The organism is Salipiger sp. IMCC34102 (assembly GCF_004145405.1).
Taxonomy (GTDB): Bacteria; Pseudomonadota; Alphaproteobacteria; order Rhodobacterales; family Rhodobacteraceae; genus Loktanella.
This window is the reverse complement of record NZ_SELQ01000001.1, coordinates 402,490-424,650: the sequence shown is the minus strand read 5'-3', so window position 1 is coordinate 424,650 and position 22,161 is coordinate 402,490. Positions and strand designations below refer to the sequence as shown.

The 22,161-nt window shown below is 67.7% G+C and carries 20 protein-coding genes; 15 read left to right on the top strand and 5 right to left on the bottom strand.

Annotation, left to right across the window (positions count from 1 at the left end):
- The first annotated feature begins 6 nt into the window (after positions 1 to 6).
- Both hrcA and EU805_RS02200 read left to right on the top strand, forming a co-directional pair.
- Positions 7 to 1,065, top strand: coding sequence for a heat-inducible transcriptional repressor HrcA (gene hrcA, locus EU805_RS02205; protein WP_242494030.1), 1,059 nt, complete (start codon positions 7 to 9; stop codon positions 1,063 to 1,065).
- Between the two features lie 31 nt (positions 1,066 to 1,096).
- Positions 1,097 to 1,627 (top strand): nucleotide exchange factor GrpE, encoded by a 531-nt coding sequence (locus EU805_RS02200; protein WP_370318161.1) that lies wholly within the window; start codon positions 1,097 to 1,099, stop codon positions 1,625 to 1,627.
- 83 nt (positions 1,628 to 1,710) lie between these two features.
- On the opposite strand, the gene mutS is transcribed toward EU805_RS02200, so the two are convergent.
- On the bottom strand, positions 1,711 to 4,344 hold the full coding sequence (gene mutS / locus EU805_RS02195; protein ID WP_242494029.1) for a DNA mismatch repair protein MutS: 2,634 nt from the start codon (positions 4,342 to 4,344) through the stop codon (positions 1,711 to 1,713).
- A gap of 110 nt (positions 4,345 to 4,454) precedes the next feature.
- Here mutS and EU805_RS02190 point away from each other — a divergent pair, with 110 nt between their 5' ends.
- Positions 4,455 to 6,704, top strand: coding sequence for an NADP-dependent malic enzyme (locus EU805_RS02190; RefSeq protein ID WP_129762306.1), 2,250 nt, complete (start codon positions 4,455 to 4,457; stop codon positions 6,702 to 6,704).
- A complete protein-coding gene (locus EU805_RS02185; RefSeq protein ID WP_129762305.1) occupies positions 6,704 to 7,579 on the top strand; it encodes a ribokinase in 876 nt (291 codons plus the stop codon). The genes EU805_RS02190 and EU805_RS02185 overlap by 1 nt, the downstream gene beginning before the upstream one ends.
- On the opposite strand, the gene msrA is transcribed toward EU805_RS02185, so the two are convergent.
- Positions 7,580 to 8,215, bottom strand: coding sequence for a peptide-methionine (S)-S-oxide reductase MsrA (gene msrA, locus EU805_RS02180; RefSeq protein WP_129762304.1), 636 nt, complete (start codon positions 8,213 to 8,215; stop codon positions 7,580 to 7,582). It abuts the gene before it with no gap.
- Between the two features lie 133 nt (positions 8,216 to 8,348).
- Here msrA and EU805_RS02175 point away from each other — a divergent pair, with 133 nt between their 5' ends.
- The 3 genes from EU805_RS02175 (at position 8,349) to EU805_RS02165 (ending at position 10,620) form a co-directional block, all read left to right on the top strand.
- On the top strand, positions 8,349 to 9,251 hold the full coding sequence (locus EU805_RS02175) for a D-amino acid aminotransferase (protein WP_129762303.1): 903 nt from the start codon (positions 8,349 to 8,351) through the stop codon (positions 9,249 to 9,251).
- A 186-nt stretch (positions 9,252 to 9,437) separates the two neighbouring features.
- The gene (locus tag EU805_RS02170; protein WP_129762302.1) at positions 9,438 to 10,142 is read left to right on the top strand and encodes an HAD family hydrolase; all 705 of its coding nucleotides are present in this window, start codon (positions 9,438 to 9,440) and stop codon (positions 10,140 to 10,142) included.
- A gap of 61 nt (positions 10,143 to 10,203) precedes the next feature.
- Positions 10,204 to 10,620, top strand: a complete 417-nt coding sequence (locus tag EU805_RS02165) for a hypothetical protein (RefSeq protein WP_129762301.1) — start codon at positions 10,204 to 10,206, stop codon at positions 10,618 to 10,620.
- 101 nt (positions 10,621 to 10,721) lie between these two features.
- Here EU805_RS02165 and EU805_RS02160 read toward each other — a convergent pair whose 3' ends face one another.
- Entirely contained in the window at positions 10,722 to 11,939 is a 1,218-nt protein-coding gene (locus EU805_RS02160) for an argininosuccinate synthase (RefSeq protein ID WP_129762300.1), read from the bottom strand.
- A 56-nt stretch (positions 11,940 to 11,995) separates the two neighbouring features.
- On the bottom strand, positions 11,996 to 12,439 hold the full coding sequence (locus EU805_RS02155) for an NUDIX domain-containing protein (RefSeq protein ID WP_129762299.1): 444 nt from the start codon (positions 12,437 to 12,439) through the stop codon (positions 11,996 to 11,998).
- A gap of 76 nt (positions 12,440 to 12,515) precedes the next feature.
- Between EU805_RS02155 and EU805_RS02150 the strand changes: the two genes are divergently transcribed.
- From EU805_RS02150 to EU805_RS02120, 7 genes are all read left to right on the top strand, one after another.
- Entirely contained in the window at positions 12,516 to 13,526 is a 1,011-nt protein-coding gene (locus tag EU805_RS02150; RefSeq protein WP_129762298.1) for an Hsp33 family molecular chaperone HslO, read from the top strand.
- On the top strand, positions 13,513 to 14,103 hold the full coding sequence (locus EU805_RS02145) for a CoA pyrophosphatase (protein WP_129762297.1): 591 nt from the start codon (positions 13,513 to 13,515) through the stop codon (positions 14,101 to 14,103). The genes EU805_RS02150 and EU805_RS02145 overlap by 14 nt, the downstream gene beginning before the upstream one ends.
- Positions 14,100 to 15,239 carry a CCA tRNA nucleotidyltransferase gene (locus EU805_RS02140; protein ID WP_129762296.1) on the top strand — a complete coding sequence of 380 codons (1,140 nt, stop codon included), beginning with the start codon at positions 14,100 to 14,102 and terminating at the stop codon, positions 15,237 to 15,239. The genes EU805_RS02145 and EU805_RS02140 overlap by 4 nt, the downstream gene beginning before the upstream one ends.
- Positions 15,240 to 15,290: 51 nt before the next feature.
- Positions 15,291 to 17,123 (top strand): ABC transporter ATP-binding protein, encoded by a 1,833-nt coding sequence (locus tag EU805_RS02135; protein ID WP_129762295.1) that lies wholly within the window; start codon positions 15,291 to 15,293, stop codon positions 17,121 to 17,123.
- Positions 17,120 to 18,949: an ABC transporter ATP-binding protein gene (locus tag EU805_RS02130; protein ID WP_129762294.1), complete on the top strand. Its 1,830-nt coding sequence runs from the start codon at positions 17,120 to 17,122 to the stop codon at positions 18,947 to 18,949. Before EU805_RS02135 ends, EU805_RS02130 begins: the two co-directional genes overlap by 4 nt.
- Positions 18,946 to 20,142: a class I SAM-dependent RNA methyltransferase gene (locus tag EU805_RS02125; protein WP_129762293.1), complete on the top strand. Its 1,197-nt coding sequence runs from the start codon at positions 18,946 to 18,948 to the stop codon at positions 20,140 to 20,142. The genes EU805_RS02130 and EU805_RS02125 overlap by 4 nt, the downstream gene beginning before the upstream one ends.
- Positions 20,143 to 20,234: 92 nt before the next feature.
- A complete protein-coding gene (locus tag EU805_RS02120; RefSeq protein WP_129762292.1) occupies positions 20,235 to 20,738 on the top strand; it encodes a murein L,D-transpeptidase family protein in 504 nt (167 codons plus the stop codon).
- A gap of 37 nt (positions 20,739 to 20,775) precedes the next feature.
- Here the strand turns inward: EU805_RS02120 and EU805_RS02115 are convergent, their stop codons facing one another.
- Positions 20,776 to 21,333, bottom strand: coding sequence for a CAP domain-containing protein (locus tag EU805_RS02115; RefSeq protein ID WP_129762291.1), 558 nt, complete (start codon positions 21,331 to 21,333; stop codon positions 20,776 to 20,778).
- A 165-nt stretch (positions 21,334 to 21,498) separates the two neighbouring features.
- Here EU805_RS02115 and EU805_RS02110 point away from each other — a divergent pair, with 165 nt between their 5' ends.
- A complete protein-coding gene (locus EU805_RS02110) occupies positions 21,499 to 22,086 on the top strand; it encodes a L,D-transpeptidase (RefSeq protein ID WP_129762290.1) in 588 nt (195 codons plus the stop codon).
- Positions 22,087 to 22,161 lie beyond the last annotated feature (75 nt).

Below are 22,161 nucleotides of genomic sequence, written 5' to 3'. Positions count from 1 at the left end.
CCCATCATGCCCCGGACCCCACCAGAACTCGAGCAGATGAACGCCCGTTCGCGCGAGGTGTTTCGCCGTATCGTGGAAGGCTACCTGGAGACGGGGGCCCCCGTGGGATCGCGGACGCTCTCGCGCGAGATGACCGACAAGGTCAGCCCCGCCACCGTGCGCAACGTGATGAACGACCTCGAATACCTCGGCCTTCTAGGCAGCCCGCACGTCAGCGCAGGGCGGATCCCGACGCAGGTCGGCCTGCGGATGTTCGTCGACGGCTTGCTGGAGGTGAACCAGCTGTCCGACCCCGACCGCAGCCTGATCGACCAGACGCTGACCGACGACGACACCGACGTAGGGGCGGTGCTGGATCGCGTGGGCTCCGCGCTGTCGGGCGTGACGCAGGTGGCGAGTCTCGTGCTGACGCCGAAGCACGAGGCACCGATCAAGCATATCGAGTTCGTCTCACTCTCCGCCAACCGCGCGCTGGTCGTGCTGGTCTTCGCCGACGGCCACGTGGAGAACCGGCTGTTCACCCCGCCGCCGGGGCAGACGCCTTCCTCGATGCGCGAGGCGGCGAATTTCCTGAACGCCATCGCGGAAGGTCAGACGCTGTCCACGCTGGGCGACGCCATCGCGCGCGAGATCACCGCGCGGCGGCGCGAGATCGACACGCTGGCAGCGGAGCTGGTGCAATCGGGCGCGGTGCTGTGGGAGAACGAGGGCGAGGCGAACGAACGCCTGATCGTGCGCGGGCGCGGCAACCTGCTGGGCGACGATGGTGCTGACATCGAGCTCATTCGCAGCCTCTTCGATGATCTCGAACGCAAGCGCGATATCGCGCAGTTCTTGGAACTGGCCGACGACGCCGATGGCGTGCGCATTTTCATCGGGTCCGAGAACAAACTTTTCTCACTTTCGGGTTCCTCTCTGGTGGTTTCTCCTTATATGAACGCCGACCGTAAGATCATCGGCGCCGTGGGCGTCATTGGTCCGACCCGACTGAATTACGGGCGCATCGTGCCCATCGTGAACTACACCGCGCAGCGCATCGGCCGGATGATCGCCGATCGCTCCTGAAGGAATTGACATGGCTGACCAAGACGAACCCATGAGCCTCGATGACCTCGCCGCAGAGGGCGACGAGATGGACGCGGCCGGCGACGAGACCCTCGCCCGGATCGCCGACATCGAGGCAGAGCGCGACGATTTCCGCGACAAGTGGATGCGCGCGCTGGCCGACGCCGAGAACACCCGCAAGCGTGCCGACCGCGACCGCCGCGAGGCGGAGAACTACGGCGGCTCCAAGCTCGCGCGCGACCTGCTGCCCGTCTACGACAACTTGCGCCGCGCACTGAAGGCCACCGACGAGGCGGAGAAGGCGGTGAACGCCGCGCTGCTGGAGGGGGTGGAATTGACGATGCGGGAGCTGATTTCGGTCTTCAAGAAACACGGCATCGACCCGATCACGCCGGAGGTCGGCGACAAGTTCGACCCCAACCTGCACCAGGCGATGTTCGAAGCGCCCTTGCCCGGCACCAAGGCCGGCGAGATCATCGACGTGTCCACCGAAGGGTTCCTGCTGCACGACCGGCTGCTGCGTCCCGCGCAGGTCGGCGTGTCGTCGATGCCGGCGAGCTAAGGGGTCCGGCCTGCGGCCGGAGCGGGGGCTCTGCCCCCGAACCCCCGGGATATTTTTGGCCAGAAGAAGATGCGGACCTCGCGTCAGTCGGAAGACTGCGCGAGGTCTTTCAGGTCGTAGAGAAGGTTCAGTGCATCGCGGGCCGTCAACTCGTCGGGGTGGATGTCGCGCAAGCGGTCCTCGACGGCGGAGCGTTTCGCAGGGGACGGGGCGGGCGGCGGCGTGGCCGCGAAGAGTGGCAGGTCGTCGATGACGGCCTTGCGGGCCGCGCCTCCTTCGCGTTCGCCTTTTTCCAGCGCGTCGAGCACGACCTTGGCGCGGGCGACGACGGCGGGGGGCAGGCCCGCGAGGCGGGCGACCTGCACACCGTAGCTGCGATCGGCGGTGCCTTTCTTGACCTCGTGCAGGAAGATCACGTCGCCGTCCCATTCCTTCACGCTGACCGTCGCATTGTCGACACCGTCGAGCTTGGCGGAGAGGCTGCTCATCTCGTGGTAATGCGTCGCGAAAAGCGCGCGGCAGCGGTTCACATCGTGCAGGTGCTCCAGCGTCGCCCAGGCGATGGAGAGACCGTCGTAGGTCGCGGTGCCGCGCCCGATCTCGTCGAGGATCACCAGAGCGCGGTCGTCGGCCTGGTTCAGGATCGCCGCCGTCTCGACCATCTCGACCATGAAGGTCGAACGGCCCCGGGCGAGGTCGTCGGAGGCGCCCACCCGGCTGAAGATCTGGCTGACGACGCCGACATGCGCCCGTTCCGCCGGGACGAAGGCACCCATCTGCGCCAGCACGGCGATCAATGCGTTCTGGCGCAGGTAGGTCGATTTGCCGGCCATGTTGGGCCCGGTGAGCAGCCAGATCGGCGTCTCCGTCAAATCGCAGCCGTTGGCGACGAAGGGCTGACCCGCGCGGGACAGCGCCGCCTCGACCACCGGGTGACGGCCGCCGTCGATGGCAAATGCCCGGCTGTCGTCGATCTCGGGCCGGGTCCAGCCGTCCTGCCGCGCGAGATGGGCGAGGCTCGCTGCGAGGTCGCATTCCGCAAGCGCGCGCGACAACTGGCCCAAGGCCGCCTGTTCGGCCAGGACCGACTCGGTCAGCTGCGCAAAGAGCCGCTTCTCGATCTCCAGAGCCTCGGAGCCCGCGTTCAGGATCCGGCTTTCGATCTCGTTCAGCTCGACGGTCGTGAAACGGACCTGATTGGCGGTCGTCTGGCGGTGGATGAAGGTGTCCGACAGGGGCGGGGCCAACATGCGCTCGGCATGGGTCGAGGTGACCTCGATGAAGTAGCCCAGCACGTTGTTATGCTTTATCTTCAGCGCATTGATGCCGGTCACCTCGACGAACTCCGCCTGCATGCCCGCGATCACGCCGCGGCCTTCGTCGCGCAGCTTGCGGGCCTCGTCGAGGTCGGCATCGAAACCCGGAGCGATGTAGCCGCCGTCGCGGGCCAGCAGCGGCGGGTCGGCGATCAGGGCGGCGTCCAGCAGGTCGTGGACCGCCTCGTGACCGGCGAGGGCGGCCTGCGCCTCCGACAGAAGATCGGGCAGGTCGCCGCGGTTCAGCGTCTCGTACAGACGCCGGGCATGTTCGATCGTGTTGCGCACCGCGGCGAGGTCGCGCGGGCCGCCCCGTTCCAACGCGAGACGCGAGAGCGCGCGGTCGAGGTCGTGGATCCCGCGCAGGTGATCGCGGATATCCTCGGTCAGGGTCGGATCGTCGTGCAGGGCACCCACCGCGTCCTGCCGGCGCGCGATCACGTCGAGCTGCCGTGACGGGGCGGAGAGTCTGCGTTCCAAAAGCCGCGCGCCCGCCGCCGTCACCGTCCGGTCCACCGCGTCCAGCAGGGATCCTGCACGGCCCCCCGCCATCGCTTGGGTCAGCTCCAATGAGCGGCGGGTCGCGGCGTCGATCTGCATGAGGGCCGCGCGGCTTTCCAGCACCGGCGGGCGCAGCAAGGGCAGTTGGCCCTTCTGCGTGATCTCGAGGTACTCGGTGATCCCGGCGAGGGCCGCGATCTCGGCCCGGCCGAAACTGCCGAAAGCGTCGAGCGATTTCACGTGAAACAAGTCGCAGAGCCGTTTCTCGCCCCCCGTGCTGTCGAAGGCGGCGCGGCCGAGCGTGGTCAGATGCGCACCCGCGTCCTCGATCAGCGGGCGGAAATCGGCCTCGTCCCCGTCGGCGACAAGCACCTCCTTCGGGGCGAGCCGCGCCAGTTCGGGCGCCAGCGCCACCACCGGACATCGCATCACCCGCATCACCCCAGTGGAAATGTCGACCCAGGCGAGGGCCACCTCGTCGCGCACCCGCCCCAGGGCCGCCAGGAAGTTGTGCCGCCGGGCGTCCAGAAGGCTGTCTTCCGTCAGGGTGCCGGGGGTGACCAGCCGCACCACGTCGCGTTTCACGACCGCCTTGTGGCCGCGCTTCTTGGCCTCCGCCGGGCTTTCCATCTGTTCGCAGACCGCGACGCGAAAGCCCTTGCGGATCAGCGTCAGAAGGTAGCTTTCCGCCGAGTGCGCCGGCACGCCGCACATGGGAATGTCGGCACCGTCGTGCTTGCCGCGCTTGGTGAGCGCGATGTCGAGCGCCGCGGCCGCCTGCACCGCGTCGTCGAAGAACATCTCGTAGAAATCGCCCATCCGGTAGAACAGGATGGCATCCTGGTACTGCGCCTTCAGCTCCAGGTACTGGGCCATCATCGGCGTGACGGTCTCGGTCATCGGCATCTCCCTCAGGCGGCTGTCCTAGCACCGCCGGGGGCCTCGTGAAACCCGCGCTTGAGCGCCGCCGCCGCCCCCGCTAACGTCGCGGTTCAGACGAGGGGGATACGATGGCGAAAGTGACACGAGAGGACGCACTGGCGTTCCACCTGCAACCGACCCCCGGCAAGTGGGAGATCACGCCGACCGTCCCCATGACCACCCAGCGGGACCTGAGCCTTGCCTATTCCCCCGGCGTCGCGATTCCGTGCGAGGAGATCCACGCCGATCCCGCGACCTCCTACGATTACACGAACCGGGGCAACCTCGTCGCCGTGATCTCGAACGGGTCGGCGGTGCTGGGGCTGGGCAACCTGGGCGCGCTGGCCTCCAAGCCGGTGATGGAAGGCAAGTCGGTCCTGTTCAAGCGCTTCGCGGACGTCAATTCCATCGACCTGGAACTCGACACCGAGGACGCGGATGCCTTCTGCAACGCGGTCAGGCTGATGGGGCCCAGCTTCGGCGGGATCAACCTCGAGGACATCAAGGCGCCGGAGTGCTTCATCATCGAGCAGCGCCTGAAGGAAGAGATGGACATCCCCGTCTTCCACGACGACCAGCACGGGACGGCGGTGATCTGCGCCGCGGGCCTGCTGAACGCGCTGCACCTGTCGGGCAAGAAGATCGAGGATGTGCGCATCGTCCTCAACGGGGCAGGGGCCGCGGGGATCGCCTGCCTGGAGCTTCTGAAGGCGATGGGGGCCACCCACGACAACTGCATCATGTGCGACACAAAGGGGGTCATCTACCAGGGCCGGACCGAGGGGATGAACCAATGGAAATCCGCCCATGCCGCCAGCACCGAGGCGCGCACCCTGGCGGAGGCGATGGAAGGGGCGGACGTCTTCCTCGGCGTGTCGGCCAAGGGGGCCGTGACGCCCGCGATGGTCGAAAGCATGGCGCCGAACCCGGTGATCTTTGCGATGGCCAACCCCGACCCCGAGATCACGCCCGAGGAGGCCCACGCCGTCCGCTCTGATGCGATCGTGGCGACGGGGCGCAGCGATTATCCCAACCAGATCAACAACGTGCTGTGCTTCCCCTACCTCTTCCGGGGCGCGCTCGACATCCATGCCCGCGCGATCAACGACGAGATGAAGATCGCCTGCGCCCATGCCCTGGCCCAGATGGCGCGAGAGGACGTGCCCGACGAGGTCGCGGCGGCTTACGGCAAGAAGCTGACCTTCGGGCGGGACTACATCATTCCCACCCCCTTCGACCCGCGGCTCATCCACCGGATCCCGCCGGCGGTGGCGAAGGCGGGCATGGACACAGGCGTCGCCCGGCGGCCCATCATCGACATGGAGGCCTATACCGCCACCCTGACCGCGCGGATGGACCCGACGGCGAACATCCTGCGCAGTCTCTACAACCGGGCGCGGACCGCGCAATCGACCGTGGTCTTCGCCGAGGGCGACGATCCGCGCGTGCTGCGGGCGGCCATCGCCTACCAGCGGCAGGGTCTGGGCCGCGCGCTCGTCGTGGGGCGGTCGAAGGACGTCGAGGCGCTTCTGCGGGCCGAACGGCTCGACGACGCGGTGGGCGAGCTCGAAGTGGTCAACGCCGCCAACACCGAGCACCTGGAGATCTACAAGGGATTTCTCTACGACCGTCTGCAGCGCCGGGGACACGACCGGCAGGACGTGCACCGGCTGGCCGCGCGCGACCGACACGTCTTTGCGGCTCTGATGCTGGCGCATGGTCACGCCGACGGAATGGTCACCGGGGCCACTCGCAAGTCCGCGCAGGTGCTGGAACTGATCGGCCACGTCTTCGACGCGCGACCGCACCACGGGGCGGTCGGGGTCACGGCACTTCTGGCGCGCGGGCGCATCGTGCTGGTGGCTGATACGCTGGTCCACGAATGGCCCGACGAGACCGACCTTGCCGACATCGCGACCCGCGGGGCAGAGGTCGCACGCGGGCTCGGGCTCGACCCACGGGTGGCCTTCTGCAGTTTCTCGACCTTCGGCTACCCGATGTCCGAGCGGGCGGAGAAAATGCACCGCGCGCCGCAGGTCCTCGACCAGCGCGGTGTCGATTTCGAATACGAGGGAGAGATGACGGTGGACGTGGCGCTCAATCCCTCCGCCGCGGCGCATTACCCGTTCAGCCGTCTCACGGGACCGGCCAACGTGCTGGTGGTGCCCGCGCGGCATTCGGCCAGCATCAGCGTGAAACTGATGCAGGAGATGGGCGGCGCCACGGTGATCGGTCCGATCCTGGCGGGCGTGGGCAAGCCGGTTCAGATCTGTTCGACCGTGAGTTCCGTCAACGATATCATAAACATGGCCGTCATCGCGGCCGCGAGGGTGGCCTGATGGCAATCTGGAATCTCGGCTCCATCAACATCGACCAGGTCTTCGCCGTGCCGCATATGCCGGGCGCTGGAGAGACCCTGTCGGCCACCGATCACAAGATCTTCCTGGGCGGCAAGGGGACCAACATGTCCGTGGCCTGCGCCCGGGCGGGGGCGCGGGTGCATCACATCGGCGCCGTGGGCGAGGACGGCGAATGGTGCGTCGACCGGCTGATGGAACACGGCGTCGACACCCGTTTCATCGCGCGGATGGACGACGAGGATACGACGCAGGCCCTGATTCTCGTCGACCAGGACGGGGAGAACATGATCGTCCTTTCTCCGGGTGCCAACGACGTGATCCCGCAGGCGATCCTGCAGGAGGCCCTGTCGGAGGCGCAGACCGGCGACTGGCTGCTGATCCAGAACGAAACCAACCTGCAGCGCACCGCGGCCGAACTGGGTCGCAAGATGGGGCTGAAGGTTGCCTATGCCGCCGCCCCCTTCGATGCGGACCGGGTGCAGGCGGTGCTGCCGTCCATCGACTTGCTGTTCCTCAACGAGGTCGAGGCGCGGCAGCTGCGCGAGGCCGTGGGCAAGAAGCCCTACGATCTGGGCGTGCGCGACGTGGTGGTGACCCTGGGCGCCGACGGGGCCGACTGGTTCGGACCCAAGGGCCCGCAGCACTTCGACGCCCACAAGGTCGAGGCGGTGGACAGCACCGGCGCCGGCGACACCTTCACCGGCTACGTGCTGGCGGGGCTGGACCGGGGTCAGCCCATGGGCCAGGCGATCGGCGTGGCGATGCGCGCGGGGGCGCTGATGGTGCAGCGCCACGGCACCTCGGACGTGATTCCGGACCTGCACGAAGTCCAGAACACGATCCTGGGCGACTGATCAGCCCACGAAAGGCGCGTCGGCCCCCCAGATCTGGCGGACGCGCTCGTCGCGCTGGCAGCTGTCGCGGTAGAACTTGTAGGCACCGGCCTGCGTCTTCACCCCGCCGCGGGTCAGCTTCAGCCCTTCGGACTTGTAATAGTCCTGGTGGTAGTCCTCGGCCACGTAGAAGGGACCGGCCTGCACGACGGGCGTGACGATCTGGCGTCCCAATTCCTGCTGGGCCGCGTTGATCGCGGCGGTCGCGGCATCGGCCTGTTCCTGCGTCTGGGCGAAGATCGCGGTGCGGTAGCTGTCGCCCCGGTCGCAGAACTGGCCGCCGTCATCGAAGACGTCGACCGACCGCAGGAACAGGTCCATGATCTCGCGGTAGCTGATGACGCTGGGATCGTAGGGAATGCGCACGGCCTCGTAATGGCCGGTGCCGCCGCGTGTCACCTCGCGGTAGGTCGGGTCCTCCACCGTCCCGCCGGTGTAGCCGGAGACGACGTCGCCCACGCCCTCGACGCTTTCGAAATCGGCCTCGACGCACCAGAAGCAGCCTCCGGCGACGATGGCGGTTTCGGTCTGTTGCGCCTGTACGGCCCCGGTGAGCCCGAGCGTCACGGCGCCTGCGGCGATGATGGTTCTCAACATGATGGTTCCTCTCCTGGTTGCCCGTAAGGTGGGGTAAAGCCCGCGCGCGATCAAATCCCGCGGTCCGGCCTCACGCGGTCTTTACCCCCGGCGCGGGCAGACCTAGCGTCACGGTGACCAACCCGAGGACCCCATGACCGACGTCTCTACCCACCAATCCGCCGAGGACGCCCGCAACGAGACGATCCGCATCTGGGTGAACGGCAACCTCAAGCCGCGGGCCGAGGCGCTGGTCAGCGTCTACGACAGCGGCTTTATGCTGGGCGACGGCGTTTGGGAGGGGCTGCGGCTTTACGACGGGCGCTGGGCGTTCCTCGACGAACACCTCGACCGGCTGTTCGAGGCGGCGAAGGCCATCGATCTGGATATCGGCATGGACCGTGCCGGGGTGGTGGCCGCGTTGGAGGAGACGCGCGCCGCCAACGACATGACCACCGACGCCCATGCCCGCCTGATGGTCACGCGGGGGATCAAGACGCGGCCCTTCCAGCACCCCTCCCTGTCGCGGCAGGGGCCGACGGTGGTGATCATCATGGAACATTCCACCCCGTCGATCCCGCGTCCGATCAACCTTGCCACCGTGCCGCACCAGCGGGGCCTGCCGATGACGCAGGACCCCAAGCTGAACTCCCATTCCAAGCTGAACTGCATCCTTGCCTGCATCGCGGCCCAGAAGGCGGGCGCGGACGAGGCGCTGATGCTTGACGTTCACGGCTTCGTGAACACGACCAACGCCTGCAACTTCTTCATCGTGCGCCGCGGCCAGCTTTGGACCAGCACCGGGGATTACTGCATGAACGGGATTACGCGTCAGAAGGTCATCGACGTGGCCCGCGACGACGGGATCGAGGTCTTCGAGCGGAATTACAGCCTCGTGGACACCTACGGCGCGGACGAGGCGTTCCTGACCGGCACCTTCGGCGCGCAGACGCCGGTGGGCACGATCGACGGACGCCAGATCGGGAGTGGAGAGCTGGGACCGATGACCAAGCGCATCCGCGCGCTCTACAAGGCCCTTGTCGATGCGCAGGCCTAGCCTGAGGCGCGAGAGCGCCCGCCACGACCTCGGGAGGGCCGTGCAGCCCTCGCCATCGGTTGCATTTCAAGGCATCGAGGCCGCACACCCTGCCGCTGGTCCGATGTCGCCCCTCCCGAGGGCGAGGTCAAGGCGGGCGCTTGCGCGCCGGGAATGCGGGACGATCCGGTCTTCGGGGGCCGGCCAATGAAGATCGCCATGTGGTCCGGCCCGCGGAACCTGTCGACCGCGATGATGTATGCCTTCGGCGCGCGCTCCGACTTCGCCGTCTGGGACGAGCCGTTCTACGCCGCCTACCTCGCGCGCACGAGAGCCGACCATCCGATGTCGGAGGAGATCACCGCAGCGCACGAGACCGACCCGCAGGCCATCGCCGCCCGTTGCGCCGGGCCCGTCCCGCGCGGCAAGCCGCATTTCTACATGAAGCACATGGCGCACCACATGGAGGGCATGCCGACAGACTGGGCGGAGGGGTGCGTCAACGTCCACCTCATCCGCCACCCCGCCCGGGTGATCGCGAGCTACGGGGAAAAACGCGACACCGTCACCGATGCCGACATCGGGTTCGCGGCGCAGGCCGCGCTTCACGACCGGATCGGCGGCCTGGTCATCGACAGCGCCGACATCCGCGACGACCCCGAGGGGATGCTGCGGACCCTCTGTACCGCGATCGAGCTGCCCTTCGACGCCGACATGCTGGCCTGGCCACGTGGCGGGCATCCCGACGACGGCGTCTGGGCCGCGCATTGGTACGGTGCCGTCCACGACAGCACCGGCTTCGCGGGTCCCGAAGGACCGATGCCGCCCCTCATGGACGAAGCCGCCGATCTCGCGCGAAGGGCCTTGCCCGCCTATGAGAGACTTTTTTCGAAACGTCTTAAAAAAAGCTGAAACTCTTTCCCGCGACGCGTCGTGTATCAGGCAAGACCAACAGAAACAGGGAGTTTCTACGATGAAAACCTTCTACGCCGCGACCGCCGCCGCCATGCTGACCGCTGGCTCCGCCTTTGCCGCCGCTCACGCGATGGCAGATGACGTGACCGCCTCCGACCAGGACGTTTCGGGCGGTGTCGTCAGCGCCGACATGGTCACCGCTGCCCAGAACGGCTGGCTGGTCGTCCACCGCACCGACGCGGAAATGGCCCCCGGCCCCGTCGTCGGCTACGCCCCGCTCCGTGCCGGTGAAAACACCGATGTCGTCGCCATCCTGCAAGAAGAGGTCGCCTCCGGTGACATGCTGATGCTGATGGTGCACGGCGAGGAAGGCGGCAACGAGACCGGTGTCTTCGAATATACGCTCGGCGCGACCGAGGACGGCCCCGTCCGTCCCGACGGCGAACTGGTGATGACCGTCATCACCGCCGAGTAAGCGAAATCCGGGCATGTGTTCGCCCGGATGTTAACGAGTAATCGTTTGGATCGACCCGTCACGCGTTGCGCGGCGGGTCGTTTCATGTCCGGGCGATGGATTTACTTCAGCCGCCGCGCGCGCGCCGCCAGCAGCTTCAGCCGCAGCGCGTTGAGCTGGATGAAACCCTGGGCGTCGGTCTGGTCGTAGGCGCCGGCGTCATCCTCGAAGGTGACATGCGCCTCGGAATAGAGCGAGGCATCCGACCAGCGCGCGACGGTCGTGACCGATCCCTTGTAGAGCTTCACGCGAACCGTGCCCTGCACGTGTTCCTGGCTCTTGTCGATCAATGCTTGCAGCATCTCGCGCTCGGGGCTGAACCAGAAGCCGTTGTAGATCAGCTCCGCATAGCGGGGCATGATGCTGTCCTTGAGGTGGCCCGCGCCGGAATCCAGCGTGATCTGCTCGATCCCGCGGTGCGCTTCCAGCAGGATCGTGCCGCCTGGGGTCTCGTAGATGCCGCGGGATTTCATGCCTACGAAGCGGTTTTCGACAAGGTCCAGCCGCCCTACGCCGTGCGCGCCGCCCAGCTCGTTGAGCTTGGTCAGGATTTCGGCCGGTGACATCTCCTGGCCGTCGATGGCCACGGCGTCGCCGCGCTCGAAGGTGATCTCGACCATCTGCGGCTCGTTCGGCGCGTCCTCTGGCGAGACGGTGCGCTGGTAGACGTAATCGGGCGCTTCCTGCGCGGGATCCTCCAGCACCTTCCCTTCGGAGGAGGTGTGCAGCAGGTTCGCGTCCACGCTGAACGGCGCCTCGCCGCGCTTGTCCTTGGCGACGGGGATCTGGTGGGCTTCCGCAAATTCCAGCAGCTTGGTGCGGCTCGTCAGATCCCACTCGCGCCAGGGGGCGATGACCTTGATGTCGGGGTTCAGCGCGTAGGCCGCGATCTCGAACCGGACCTGGTCGTTGCCCTTGCCGGTGGCCCCATGGGCCACGGCGTCGGCGCCCTCGGCCTCCGCGATCTCGACCAGCCGCTTGGAAATGAGCGGCCGCGCGATGGAGGTGCCCAGCAGGTAGAGCCCTTCGTAAAGCGCGTTGGCCCGGAACATGGGGAAGACGAAGTCGCGCACGAATTCCTCGCGCAGGTCCTCGATGTAGATCGAGGCCGCCCCCATGTCCTCGGCCTTGCGGCGCGCGGGCTCCAGCTCCTCGCCCTGGCCGAGGTCGGCGGTGAAGGTCACGACCTCGCACCCGTATTCCGACTTGAGCCACTTGAGGATGATCGAGGTGTCGAGACCGCCCGAGTAGGCAAGCACGACTTTCTTGGGAACGGACATGGGCACGGGCCTTTGCAGCTGTTCAATCAGGCCGCGCGATACTGTGAAACGCGGCTTTAGGCAAGGTGGAGGACCCGGGCGAGCATGTCGGCGTCCCCGTCGTTCGCCAGCATCCGCACCGCATCCGCGGGATCGAGCCAGACGGCGGTGTGCTTGGGCTCCGTCGGGGGTCCAAGCGGCAGGACGGGCCGTGCGAGGTAGACGGTGCAGACCTTCATCGCGTGGCGTTCGTATTCCGGCATCCAGGTGAACCGCCGGAAGGCGCCCAACCGGCGCGGGGAGGCGATGCGCCAGCCGGTTTCCTCGTAGACCTCGCGGTGGAGCGCAGTCAGGGGATGCTCGCCCGGGTCGATGCCGCCGCCGGGCAGTTGCAACTCGAAATGCGGGGCACCTTGCCAGGTCGCCAGCATCTGCCCGCGCCGCATCAGGATAGCGTAGACGCCACTGCGCTGGCCGTAGGTCACGCCCTTTCGGGGCGTGTCGCCAAACCTGCGGATCATCGACGCCCCCTTGGACCTGTGCCATGCTTGCCTATATGGACCCGGTATGCCCAATTCCCAGCTTCGAGGAAACCCCATGACCATAGGCGCGCAGATCGCCTGGGACGACACGGTCCTGCCCTTCACGCTCGACGCCTCCGACATCCGGGGTCGCGTGGCGCGGCTGGACGGCGTGTTGGACAACGTGCTGAAACAGCACGACTATCCCGCCCAGATCGAGGCCCTGGTGGCCGAGATGGCGCTTCTGACCGCGCTCATCGGCCAGACCATGAAGCTGCGGTGGAAGCTGTCGCTGCAGGTCCGCTCCTCGGGGCCTGCCCGGCTGATCGCCATGGATTACTATGGCCCCACGGAAGAAGGCCAGCCGGCCCGCATCCGCGCCTACGCCAGCTTCGATGCCGAACGGCTGGACCCGCAGGCCGACCCCTTCAGCCAGGTGGGCGACGGGTATTTCGCGATCCTGATCGATCAGGGCACCGGCACCGCCCCTTACCAGGGGATCACGCCGCTGACCGGCGAGAGCCTGTCCCGCTGTGCCGAGACCTACTTCGCCCAGTCCGAGCAGATCCCCACCCGCTTCGCGCTGACCTTCGGGCAAAGCCAGCAGGCGGGGGAGGCGTCGCGCTGGCGGGCGGGCGGAGTCATGCTGCAGCACATGCCCAAGGCCTCTCCCTTCGCGAGCGGTGAAGGCGGGTCTGGCGAGGACGGTCTGCTGGCTGCCGAGGACATCCTGTCCGAGGACGAGGGCGAGAACTGGACCCGGGCCAACACGCTGCTCGACACCGTGGAAGAGATCGAGCTGATCGGCCCCACGGTCCAGCCGACGGACCTGCTGGTGCGTCTCTTCCACGAGGAACGCCCGCGGGTCTACGACGCCCAGCCCGTGGTCTTCGGCTGCACCTGCTCCGCCGACCGCGTGCGGCAGTCGCTGTCGATCTACTCGGCCAAGGACATCGGCACGATGACCACCGAGGACGGCAAGGTCACCGCCGACTGCCAGTTCTGCGGCGCGCATTACGAGTTCGACCCCAGCACCCTCGGCTTCGAAGCCGAAGGCGCGGCCGATAACGCCGATGGCGAGGCCTGATCTCGAATCCCGGCTGACGCAGGCGCTGGCCCGGGCGGGCCGGCCCTCGACCGATTTCGACCTCAACCCCGAGGTGGCCTCCCCCGGTCAGACCCTTCGGCAGGCGGGTGTGCTGATCGCCGTGGACCCCGGGCGTGAGACGGTGGTGCTGACGAAACGCTCGCCCGCGCTGAAGCATCACCCGGGCCAAGTCGCCTTTCCCGGCGGCAAGCTGGAAATCACGGACGCCGACGTCACCGCCTGCGCCCTGCGCGAGGCGCGGGAGGAGGTGGGCCTCGATCCCGCCTGCGTGCGGGTTCTGGGACAGATGCCCCCGCATGAGACGGTCACGGGGTTTCACATGACCCCGGTGATCGGCCTGATCGAGGGGCCCTACACGCCGCGCGCCGAATGGGGCGAAGTGTCGGAGGTCTTCACCGTCCCGCTGGCCCATGTCACCGATCCCGCCCGCTTCGTGGTGCAAAGCCGCGCCTGGCGGGGCAGCCTTCGACACTATTACACGGTCCCTTACGGCCCCTATTACATCTGGGGCGCCAGCGCGCGGATCCTGCGCGCCCTCGCGGAGCGCATGGCATGAAACTGGACGCCCCCTGGCTGTTCGACCCCGCCACCCGGGCGGTCTGCGACGCGCTGACGGCGGAAGGCCATCGGCTTTGGTTCGTGGGCGGCTGCGTGCGCAACGCGCTGCTGGGGCGGGAGGTCTCGGACCTCGACCTGACGACCGATGCCGCGCCCGAACGCATCATCGCCCTGGCCCGCACGGCGGGGCTGAAATCCGTCCCCACGGGCATCGACCACGGCACCGTCACCGTGATCGCCGAAGGCCGCCCCTTCGAGGTCACGACCCTGCGCCGCGACGTGGACACTGACGGGCGGCACGCCACCGTGGCCTTCACCGACGACCTGGCACAGGACGCGGCGCGGCGCGATTTCACCATGAACGCGCTCTACGCCGCCCCCGATGGCACGGTGGAGGATCCGCTCGGCGGTCTGCCCGACGCGAAAGCGGGACACGTCCGCTTCGTGGGCGATCCCGAACGGCGCATCACGGAGGATTACCTGCGCATCCTGCGCTTCTTTCGCTTCACTGCCTGGTACGGTGCCCCGGCGCTGGGGATCGACCGCGACGGGCTGGCCGCCTGCGCCGCTTGGGCGGACGGGCTCGACGGGTTGTCGGCCGAGCGCGTCACCGCCGAGATGCTGAAACTGCTCGCGGCCCCCGATCCGGCCCCCGCCTTGGCGGCGATGGGCACAAGCGGGGTGCTGATGCGCGTTCTCACCGGCGCGGCCCCCGACGTGCTGACGGTGCTGGTCCACCTCGAACAGGAGGCCGGACTGGCACCAAAGCCCTTGCGGCGGCTGGCGGCCCTCGGCGGGGATACGGACCGGCTGCGGCTCAGCAAGGCGCAGGCGAAACGGCTGGAGGCACTCTCCACCGACCCCGCGCCCGCGGCCGAAATGGGCTACCGGCTGGGGGCCGAGGTCGCCATCGACAAGCTGGCGATCCTGGCCGCGAGCTTGGGCCAGCCGGTCGATCCGGAAGACATCGCGCAGGCCCGGATGGGTGCCACGCAGACCCTTCCCGTCACCGCCGCCGATTTCATGCCCACCCTCAAGGGCCCCGCGCTGGGCCAGGCCCTGCGCGCGGCGGAGGCGGCCTGGATCGCCTCGGGCTTCTCACTCGACCGAGAGGCGCTGATCCACGGGGGTTGAACCCCTCGCGGAAGGGGCAGAAACAACGGGCAACCTTCAGGACTATGCCCCATGTTCCGCCTTTTCGAAAACCTGGTCGATCCCTTCGTCGATTACCCCGAACGCGACGCCCCGCCGCGACGGCTGATCCCGTTCCTGCGCGAACAGTTGCAGCCCTTCCGGAAGGTCTTCGTCTGGACGCTGATCTCCACCGCGGCGGTCGCCTTCATAGAGGTCGGCATGGTCGCCTACCTCGGGCGGCTCGTGGATCTGCTCGAGAAAGGGCCGCAGGCGTTCGTTGCCGATCATGGCCTGGAACTGGCACTGGCGGCGCTGTTCTTCCTGTTGCTCAAGCCGGTGATCCAGGCCTCGCAGACGTTGCTCCTGTTCCAGACCATCGTGCCGAACCTTGGCGCGCTGGGACGCTGGCGCGGGCACCGGCACGTGATGCGACAGCCCATCGGCTGGTTCGAGGAGGATTTCGCGGGCCGTCTGTCCAACCGGGTCATGCAGACGCCCATGTCCGTGGTCGGGCTGGTGTCGAAGGCCTTCGAGGCGGTGTCCTACTTCGTGGCCTTCATCCTGGGCGCGGTCGTGCTGCTGGCACAGGCCGACCCGCGCCTGCTGATACCGCTGCTGGTCTGGCTCGTGCCCTACCTCGCCCTGCTGCGCTGGGCCATCGGGCGCGTCTCGCCCGCGTCCGAAGCGGCCTCCAACGCACGCTCGGCCCTCACGGGACGGGTGGTGGACGCCTATACCAACATCCATTCGGTCAAGATGTTCTCCGACCCCGCGACGGAACTGGCCTACGCCCGCGACGGGGTGGAGGATACCCGACGCACCGTCCAGCGCGAGATGCGGATCTACTCGATCATGGACATCGGGCTTTTCACGCTTGCCGGTGTGCTGGTGGTCGGCGTCGTCGGCTGGGCGCTTCTCTTGTGGACGCAAGGCAGTGCCAGCGTCGGTGTCGTAGCCGCGGCCGCGGCGCTCGTGCTGCGCCTGACCAGCATGAGCGGCTGGGTGATCTTCGCAATCTCCGAGATGTTTCGCGACGTGGGCGTGATCCGCGAAGGGATGGAGACGATCGCCGATCCCGTCACCCTGACCGACGCCGCGGGTGCACCGCCGCTGAAGGTCGACCGGGGCGAGATCCGCATCGAGGGGCTGGCCCACCACTACGGCCAGCGCAAGGGCGGGCTGGAACGCATCGACCTGACCATCCCCGCGGGCCAGAAGCTGGGGGTCGTCGGCGCCTCCGGCGCGGGCAAGTCGACCCTGATCAAGCTGCTCTTGCGGTTCTACGACGCCGAACAGGGTCGCATCGAAATCGACGGACAGGACATCTCGACCGTGACGCAGCACGCCCTGCGGCAGGCGGTGGGGATGGTCCAGCAGGACAGTTCCCTGCTGCATCGCTCGGTGCGCGAGAATGTCCTCTACGGTCGGCCCGACGCGACCGAGGCGCAGATGCTCGCCGCCACCCGGCAGGCGGAGGCGCATGACTTCATCCTTGCTTTGACCGACAGCGAAGGGCGCACCGGCTACGATGCGCTGGTCGGTGAACGCGGCGTGAAACTCTCCGGCGGGCAGCGGCAGCGGATCGCGCTGGCCCGGGTGATCCTCAAGGACGCGCCGATCCTGGTGCTGGACGAGGCGACCTCCGCGCTCGATTCCGAAGTGGAGGCGGCGATCCAGGCCTCGCTCGAGACGATGATGGACGGAAAGACGGTCATCGCCATCGCGCACCGGCTGTCGACGCTGACACAGATGGACCGGATCGTGGTCATGGACCAGGGCCGGATCGTCAAGGATGGCACGCACGAGGCGCTTTTGGCGCAAGACGGGCTATATGCCCGGTTCTGGGCCCGTCAATCGGGCGGATTTCTGGGACAGGACGCATGAGCCCGCACGAGATGATCGACCCCTTCGCCCCGGCAGGCGGTCCGCCACCGAACACGTTGGCGGCCTTCCTGCGCTGGGCCTTGGCGGGCACCGGAAAGGCGCTTGGCCTGGGATCGGTGCTGGCCATCGCCGCCGGCGTGCTGGAGGTGATCTCGGCCCTGATCCTGGGCCGGGTCATCGACGCCGCTCTCGCGTCGGAGGCGACGGGGTTCTTCGGCGACAACGCGATCCTGCTGATCGCGGTGGTGGCCTTCTTCGTGATCGCGCGACCCGTCACGCTGGGCCTGTCGGCGATGCTGAACGTGGTGGTCATGGCCCCGGGGATCTACACGCTGGTGTTGTCGCGCCTGCATCGGCACACGCTGGGGCAGGCGGTGACCTTCTTCGACAACGATTTCGCCGGTCGGATCAGCCAGAAGCAGATGCAGGCCGCCCGTGCCACCACCGACGTGGCCGTCGATTTCGTGCAGACCGTGCTTTACGCGCTGGCCTCCGTGGTGGGGTCGGTGCTGCTTTTGACCTCGATCGACCTGTGGTCGGCCTTGCTGCTGGCGCTGTGGCTCGCAGCCTACATCGGGCTCATCCGGGGTTTCATGCCGCGGATCCGGGCGACCTCCAAGTCGCGGGCGGCAAGCCGGGCGATGGTCAGCGGGCAGGTCGTGGACACGATCACCAACATCAAGACGGTCAAGCTCTTCGCCCATGCCGACCACGAGGACCGCGCCGCGATCGGGGCGATGGACAAGTTCCGCGCGGCGTCGCTGGATTACGGCTGGGTCAGCGTCTGGTTCCGGGTCTTCTTGATGGCGCTGGCGGGCACGCTGCCGATCCTTCTGGTGGGCACTACGCTGGTTTTGTGGACGCAAGGCACGGGCACCGCGGGCGATATCGCCATCGCCGGCACCATCGGCCTGCGGCTGAGCCAGATGACCGGCTGGGTCAGCTTCACGCTGATGGCCATGTACGGCAACGTCGGAGAAATCGAGGACGCGGTCCAGACCCTCTCTCCGCCGCATGCGCTGGCCGACAGGCGCCACGCCGTGCCGTTGCAGCTGACCGACGGCCGTATCACCTTCGAGGACGTGACCTTCACCTACGGCGGCGGGCAGGGCGGCCTGCGCGGCGTGTCGCTCGACATCAAGGGGGGAGAGAAGCTGGGCCTCGTCGGGGCCTCCGGTGCGGGCAAGTCCACGCTCGTGGCGCTGCTGTTGCGGCTCTACGATACCGAACAGGGTCGCGTGTCGATCGACGGGCAGGACCTGCGCGACGTCACGCAGGAAAGCCTGCGGCGCGAGATCGGGATGGTCACGCAGGAAACCTCGATGTTCAACCGCTCCGCGCGGGAGAACATCGGCTACGGCAACCCCGAGGCCGATACCGATGCGCTTCATGAAGCGGCCGAACGGGCCGAGGCGTCGGGCTTCATTCCCGATCTGCGGGACCACGCGGGCCGCACCGGCTACGACGCGCACCTGGGCGAGCGGGGCGTGAAGCTGTCTGGCGGGCAACGCCAGCGCATCGCCATCGCCCGCGCGATCCTCAAGGACGCGCCGATCCTGGTGCTCGACGAGGCGACCTCCGCGCTCGACTCCGAGGTCGAGGCCGCGATCCAGTCCGCGCTCGACAACGTGATGGAAGGCAAGACCGTGATCGCCATCGCGCACCGGCTTTCGACCCTGCGCCAGATGGACCGGATCGTCGTGATGGAGGACGGGCGTATTGTCGAGGAAGGCGACCACGACAGCCTTCTGGCGCAGGACGGCGTCTATGCGCGCTACTGGAACCGTCAATCGGGCGGCTTCCTTGCGACAGAGGCCGCCGAATGAGGATCGAGGCGCTGACCCATCTCGGCGCAGGCCGGGCGAGCGACGGGACATTGGTCCCGCGGACACTGCCGGGGGAGGAGATCGCGCTGCGACCGGACGGCTCGGCGCAGATTCTGACGCCATCGGACCAGCGGGTGGCCCCGCCGTGCCGGCACTACAGGGGCTGCGGCGGCTGTGCGTTGCAGCATGCCTCGGACCCCTTCGTCGCCGGGTTCAAGCAGGGCATCGTCGAACGTGCGCTGTCGGCCCACGGTCTGACGCCGCCGTTTCGAGGCTTGCATACCTCGCCGCCCCGGTCGCGCAGGCGCGCCAAGTTCGCGGGGCGCCGCACCAAGAAGGGCGCGCTGGTGGGCTTTCACGCGCGCGGATCGGATACGCTCGTCGCGGTGCCGGACTGCCAGCTCGTGACGCCAAGGCTGACCGCCGCGCTTCCCATGCTGGAGGCGCTGACCGTCCTCGCCGCCTCGCGCCGGGGCGAGGTTGCGCTGACGGTCACCGAAAGCGACGCGGGGCTGGATGTGCGCGTCGACAGCGAGCAGCCTCTCACCGACCAGTTGCGCCTCGACCTTGCCGTCTTCGCGCAGACCCATGGCCTTGCCCGCCTGTCCTGGGGCGAAGATCCCATTGCCATGATCCACCCGCCCGGCCAGGTCTTCGGGCCCGCCCGGGTCGTGCCCCCCGCCGGGGCGTTCCTGCAGGCGACCGCCGAAGGCGAGGCTGCCTTGCGGGACGCCGTGACCGAAATCCTGGGCGATGCCGCTCGTGTCGTGGACCTTTTCGCCGGCTGCGGCACCTTCAGCCTGCCGTTGTCGCAGCGGGCGGAGATCCACGCGGTCGAAGGAGAGGCCGCGATGCTCGACGCGCTGGACCAGGGCTGGCGCCGCGCGCAGGGTCTCAAGCGGATCACGACGGAGGTGCGCGACCTCTTCCGCCGCCCGTTGGAGCCCGACGAGCTGAACCGGTTCGACGCCGCCGTGATCGACCCGCCGCGCGCCGGGGCGGAGGCGCAGGTGGCCACGCTGGCGCGTTCGAGCATCCAGACCATCGCGATGGTGTCCTGCAACCCCGTGACTTTCGGGCGCGACGTGGCGGTGCTTGTTAACGCGGGGTTTACCATTGATTGGGTAAAGGTCGTCGACCAGTTCCGCTGGTCGCCTCACACGGAGTTGGTGGCCAGAGTGACACGGGGCTGAAGGCAGCGCGCGACCCCTCTATGCGCAGATGGCCGGATGTTGTAGAAGGGGGACCGAACCCGCGCAGACGGGTCGGTCTTGAGGACAGAAGCATGAAGATTTCCCGACGTTTCGCGACCTTCGGCGCGCTCGCCGCGCTGACGACCGCCTGCGCACCGCAGCCGTCGCGGTTCAAGATCTACACTGGCCCGCCAGTCACGCGCGTTCAGGTCTTCAAGGCCCAACGCGTGCTGCAACTGCTCAGCGGCAACAGGATGCTCGCGCAATACGACATGCAGATGGGCTTCACCCCCGAAGGGCACAAGCAATTCTCGGGCGACGGGCGCACGCCCGAGGGCGCCTACCGCATCGACCGCCGCAATCCCAACAGCCGGTTTCACCTGTCGATCGGGATTTCCTATCCCAATTCGCGCGATATCGAAGTGGCCCAGCAGATGGGGCAGGAGCCGGGAGGCGACATCTTCATTCACGGCACGCCGAAGGAATTCCTGGGCAAGCCCGATTGGACCTGGGGCTGCATCGCCGTGACCAACGAGGAGATGGAAGACATCTTCGCGATGGTCAAGAACGGCACGCCGATCTTCATCTATACCTGAGATGCGCGGCGGGGGCGGCCCCCGCCACGCAAACCACCTAGTTCGTGATCGCAGGCGTGAAGGCCGCGGTCTGCACCGGGGCCGCGGCAGAGCCCATCGTCATCGACCACCACAGCTTGCCTGCGGCTTCCTGGCTCCATCCCAGCCCCATGTAGCGGGCGGCGGGATCTAGGACCACGCGACGGGTGTCCTCCTGTCGCATCCAGGCGGCCAGCGTCTCGAGCTCGGTCTCGTAGGATTCCGAGATGTTCTCGCCCAGGACCTCGCCGCGGAAGCCCGCCCGCCGTCCCCGCTCGATCGGGGAGGACCCGTCCGAGCCGAAGAGCCAAGGCCGGTTCTGCGCCTGCATGTCACGCGCGTGGGTCATCGCCGCGGCGGTGAGCGAGGCGTCGAGCTCCACCGGGGGGGCGCCCGCGACCTGGCGCAGCGAATTCACGCTGTCGAGCATGCGGAACTGGATGTCGTCGGTGTCGCCCGGCTGGATCCGGTAGACAGTGGGCAAGGGCAACCCGTCCGGACCGATTCGCCCGCGCGGTGCGCCACAGGCGGTCAGGATCAGGGCGGCAAGGCCGGTCAGGGCAAGGCGTCGGTGCATGGAGGCGTCCTTTGTGCGTCGCATCCTGTTAGCAGCACGGATGATGCGGATCAAACACGGCATAAGCGCCTCTTCGCCCATCGCACGCGCTTTTGAATTGCCCCACTGGATCGCGGGAGGCTATCGGGTGCAAAAGAAATCTCGAACGATACGTTGGGACCGAGCATGACCAATTCCACCATGACCCGTCGCGGCCTTCTGGCCTCCGGTGCGGCGCTTCTGGCCAGCCCCGCGCTGGCGCAGGCGAACAGCACCGAGATGGAGACCAACATCCGCGGCGGCAGCGCCGTGGTGCGCAACGTCGCCAGCTTCCGCGCGATGGACTGGCGTCCGCATTTCGACACGCTGGCGGGCGGGGCGATCCTGGTCGACCTGCAAAGCCGCGCGCTGCACTACTGGTCCGAGGACCAGCAGATCTACAAGCTCTACCCGACCTCCGTTCCGCTGACCGAGGATCTGACCCGCCGCGGCAAGACCGAGATCATCAAGAAGGTCGACGGCCCCTCCTGGGCGCCGACGCCCTCGATGAAGGAGCGCAACCCCGACTGGCCCGACTTCATCGGCCCGGGCCCGGACAACCCGCTGGGCACCCATGCGCTTTGGCTGACCTGGCAGTATTACCGGATCCACGGCACCCACGACACGCGCAAGATCGGGCGGCGGTCGTCGAACGGCTGCATCGGTCTCTACAACGAGCACATCGCCGAGCTGTTCTCGATGACGCAGGTCGGCACGCAGGTCGTCGTTCTTTGATCTCAGGGGCGGGATGCGTCCCGCCCTCCATGACGCCGCCACTGATCGCTTGCGGTCCGCTTCCGTTTCAACCGG

Bases quoted from the DNA above. Each gene is read 5' to 3' on its own strand.
- hrcA (WP_242494030.1), top strand. From the start codon at position 7: ATGCCCCGGACCCCACCAGAACTCGAGCAGATGAACGCCCGTTCGCGC.
- EU805_RS02200 (WP_370318161.1), top strand. From the start codon at position 1,097: ATGAGCCTCGATGACCTCGCCGCAGAGGGCGACGAGATGGACGCGGCC.
- mutS (WP_242494029.1), bottom strand. From the start codon at position 4,344: ATGACCGAGACCGTCACGCCGATGATGGCCCAGTACCTGGAGCTGAAG.
- EU805_RS02190 (WP_129762306.1), top strand. From the start codon at position 4,455: ATGGCGAAAGTGACACGAGAGGACGCACTGGCGTTCCACCTGCAACCG.
- EU805_RS02185 (WP_129762305.1), top strand. From the start codon at position 6,704: ATGGCAATCTGGAATCTCGGCTCCATCAACATCGACCAGGTCTTCGCC.
- msrA (WP_129762304.1), bottom strand. From the start codon at position 8,215: ATGTTGAGAACCATCATCGCCGCAGGCGCCGTGACGCTCGGGCTCACC.
- EU805_RS02175 (WP_129762303.1), top strand. From the start codon at position 8,349: ATGACCGACGTCTCTACCCACCAATCCGCCGAGGACGCCCGCAACGAG.
- EU805_RS02170 (WP_129762302.1), top strand. From the start codon at position 9,438: ATGAAGATCGCCATGTGGTCCGGCCCGCGGAACCTGTCGACCGCGATG.
- EU805_RS02165 (WP_129762301.1), top strand. From the start codon at position 10,204: ATGAAAACCTTCTACGCCGCGACCGCCGCCGCCATGCTGACCGCTGGC.
- EU805_RS02160 (WP_129762300.1), bottom strand. From the start codon at position 11,939: ATGTCCGTTCCCAAGAAAGTCGTGCTTGCCTACTCGGGCGGTCTCGAC.
- EU805_RS02155 (WP_129762299.1), bottom strand. From the start codon at position 12,439: ATGATCCGCAGGTTTGGCGACACGCCCCGAAAGGGCGTGACCTACGGC.
- EU805_RS02150 (WP_129762298.1), top strand. From the start codon at position 12,516: ATGACCATAGGCGCGCAGATCGCCTGGGACGACACGGTCCTGCCCTTC.
- EU805_RS02145 (WP_129762297.1), top strand. From the start codon at position 13,513: ATGGCGAGGCCTGATCTCGAATCCCGGCTGACGCAGGCGCTGGCCCGG.
- EU805_RS02140 (WP_129762296.1), top strand. From the start codon at position 14,100: ATGAAACTGGACGCCCCCTGGCTGTTCGACCCCGCCACCCGGGCGGTC.
- EU805_RS02135 (WP_129762295.1), top strand. From the start codon at position 15,291: ATGTTCCGCCTTTTCGAAAACCTGGTCGATCCCTTCGTCGATTACCCC.
- EU805_RS02130 (WP_129762294.1), top strand. From the start codon at position 17,120: ATGAGCCCGCACGAGATGATCGACCCCTTCGCCCCGGCAGGCGGTCCG.
- EU805_RS02125 (WP_129762293.1), top strand. From the start codon at position 18,946: ATGAGGATCGAGGCGCTGACCCATCTCGGCGCAGGCCGGGCGAGCGAC.
- EU805_RS02120 (WP_129762292.1), top strand. From the start codon at position 20,235: ATGAAGATTTCCCGACGTTTCGCGACCTTCGGCGCGCTCGCCGCGCTG.
- EU805_RS02115 (WP_129762291.1), bottom strand. From the start codon at position 21,333: ATGCACCGACGCCTTGCCCTGACCGGCCTTGCCGCCCTGATCCTGACC.
- EU805_RS02110 (WP_129762290.1), top strand. From the start codon at position 21,499: ATGACCAATTCCACCATGACCCGTCGCGGCCTTCTGGCCTCCGGTGCG.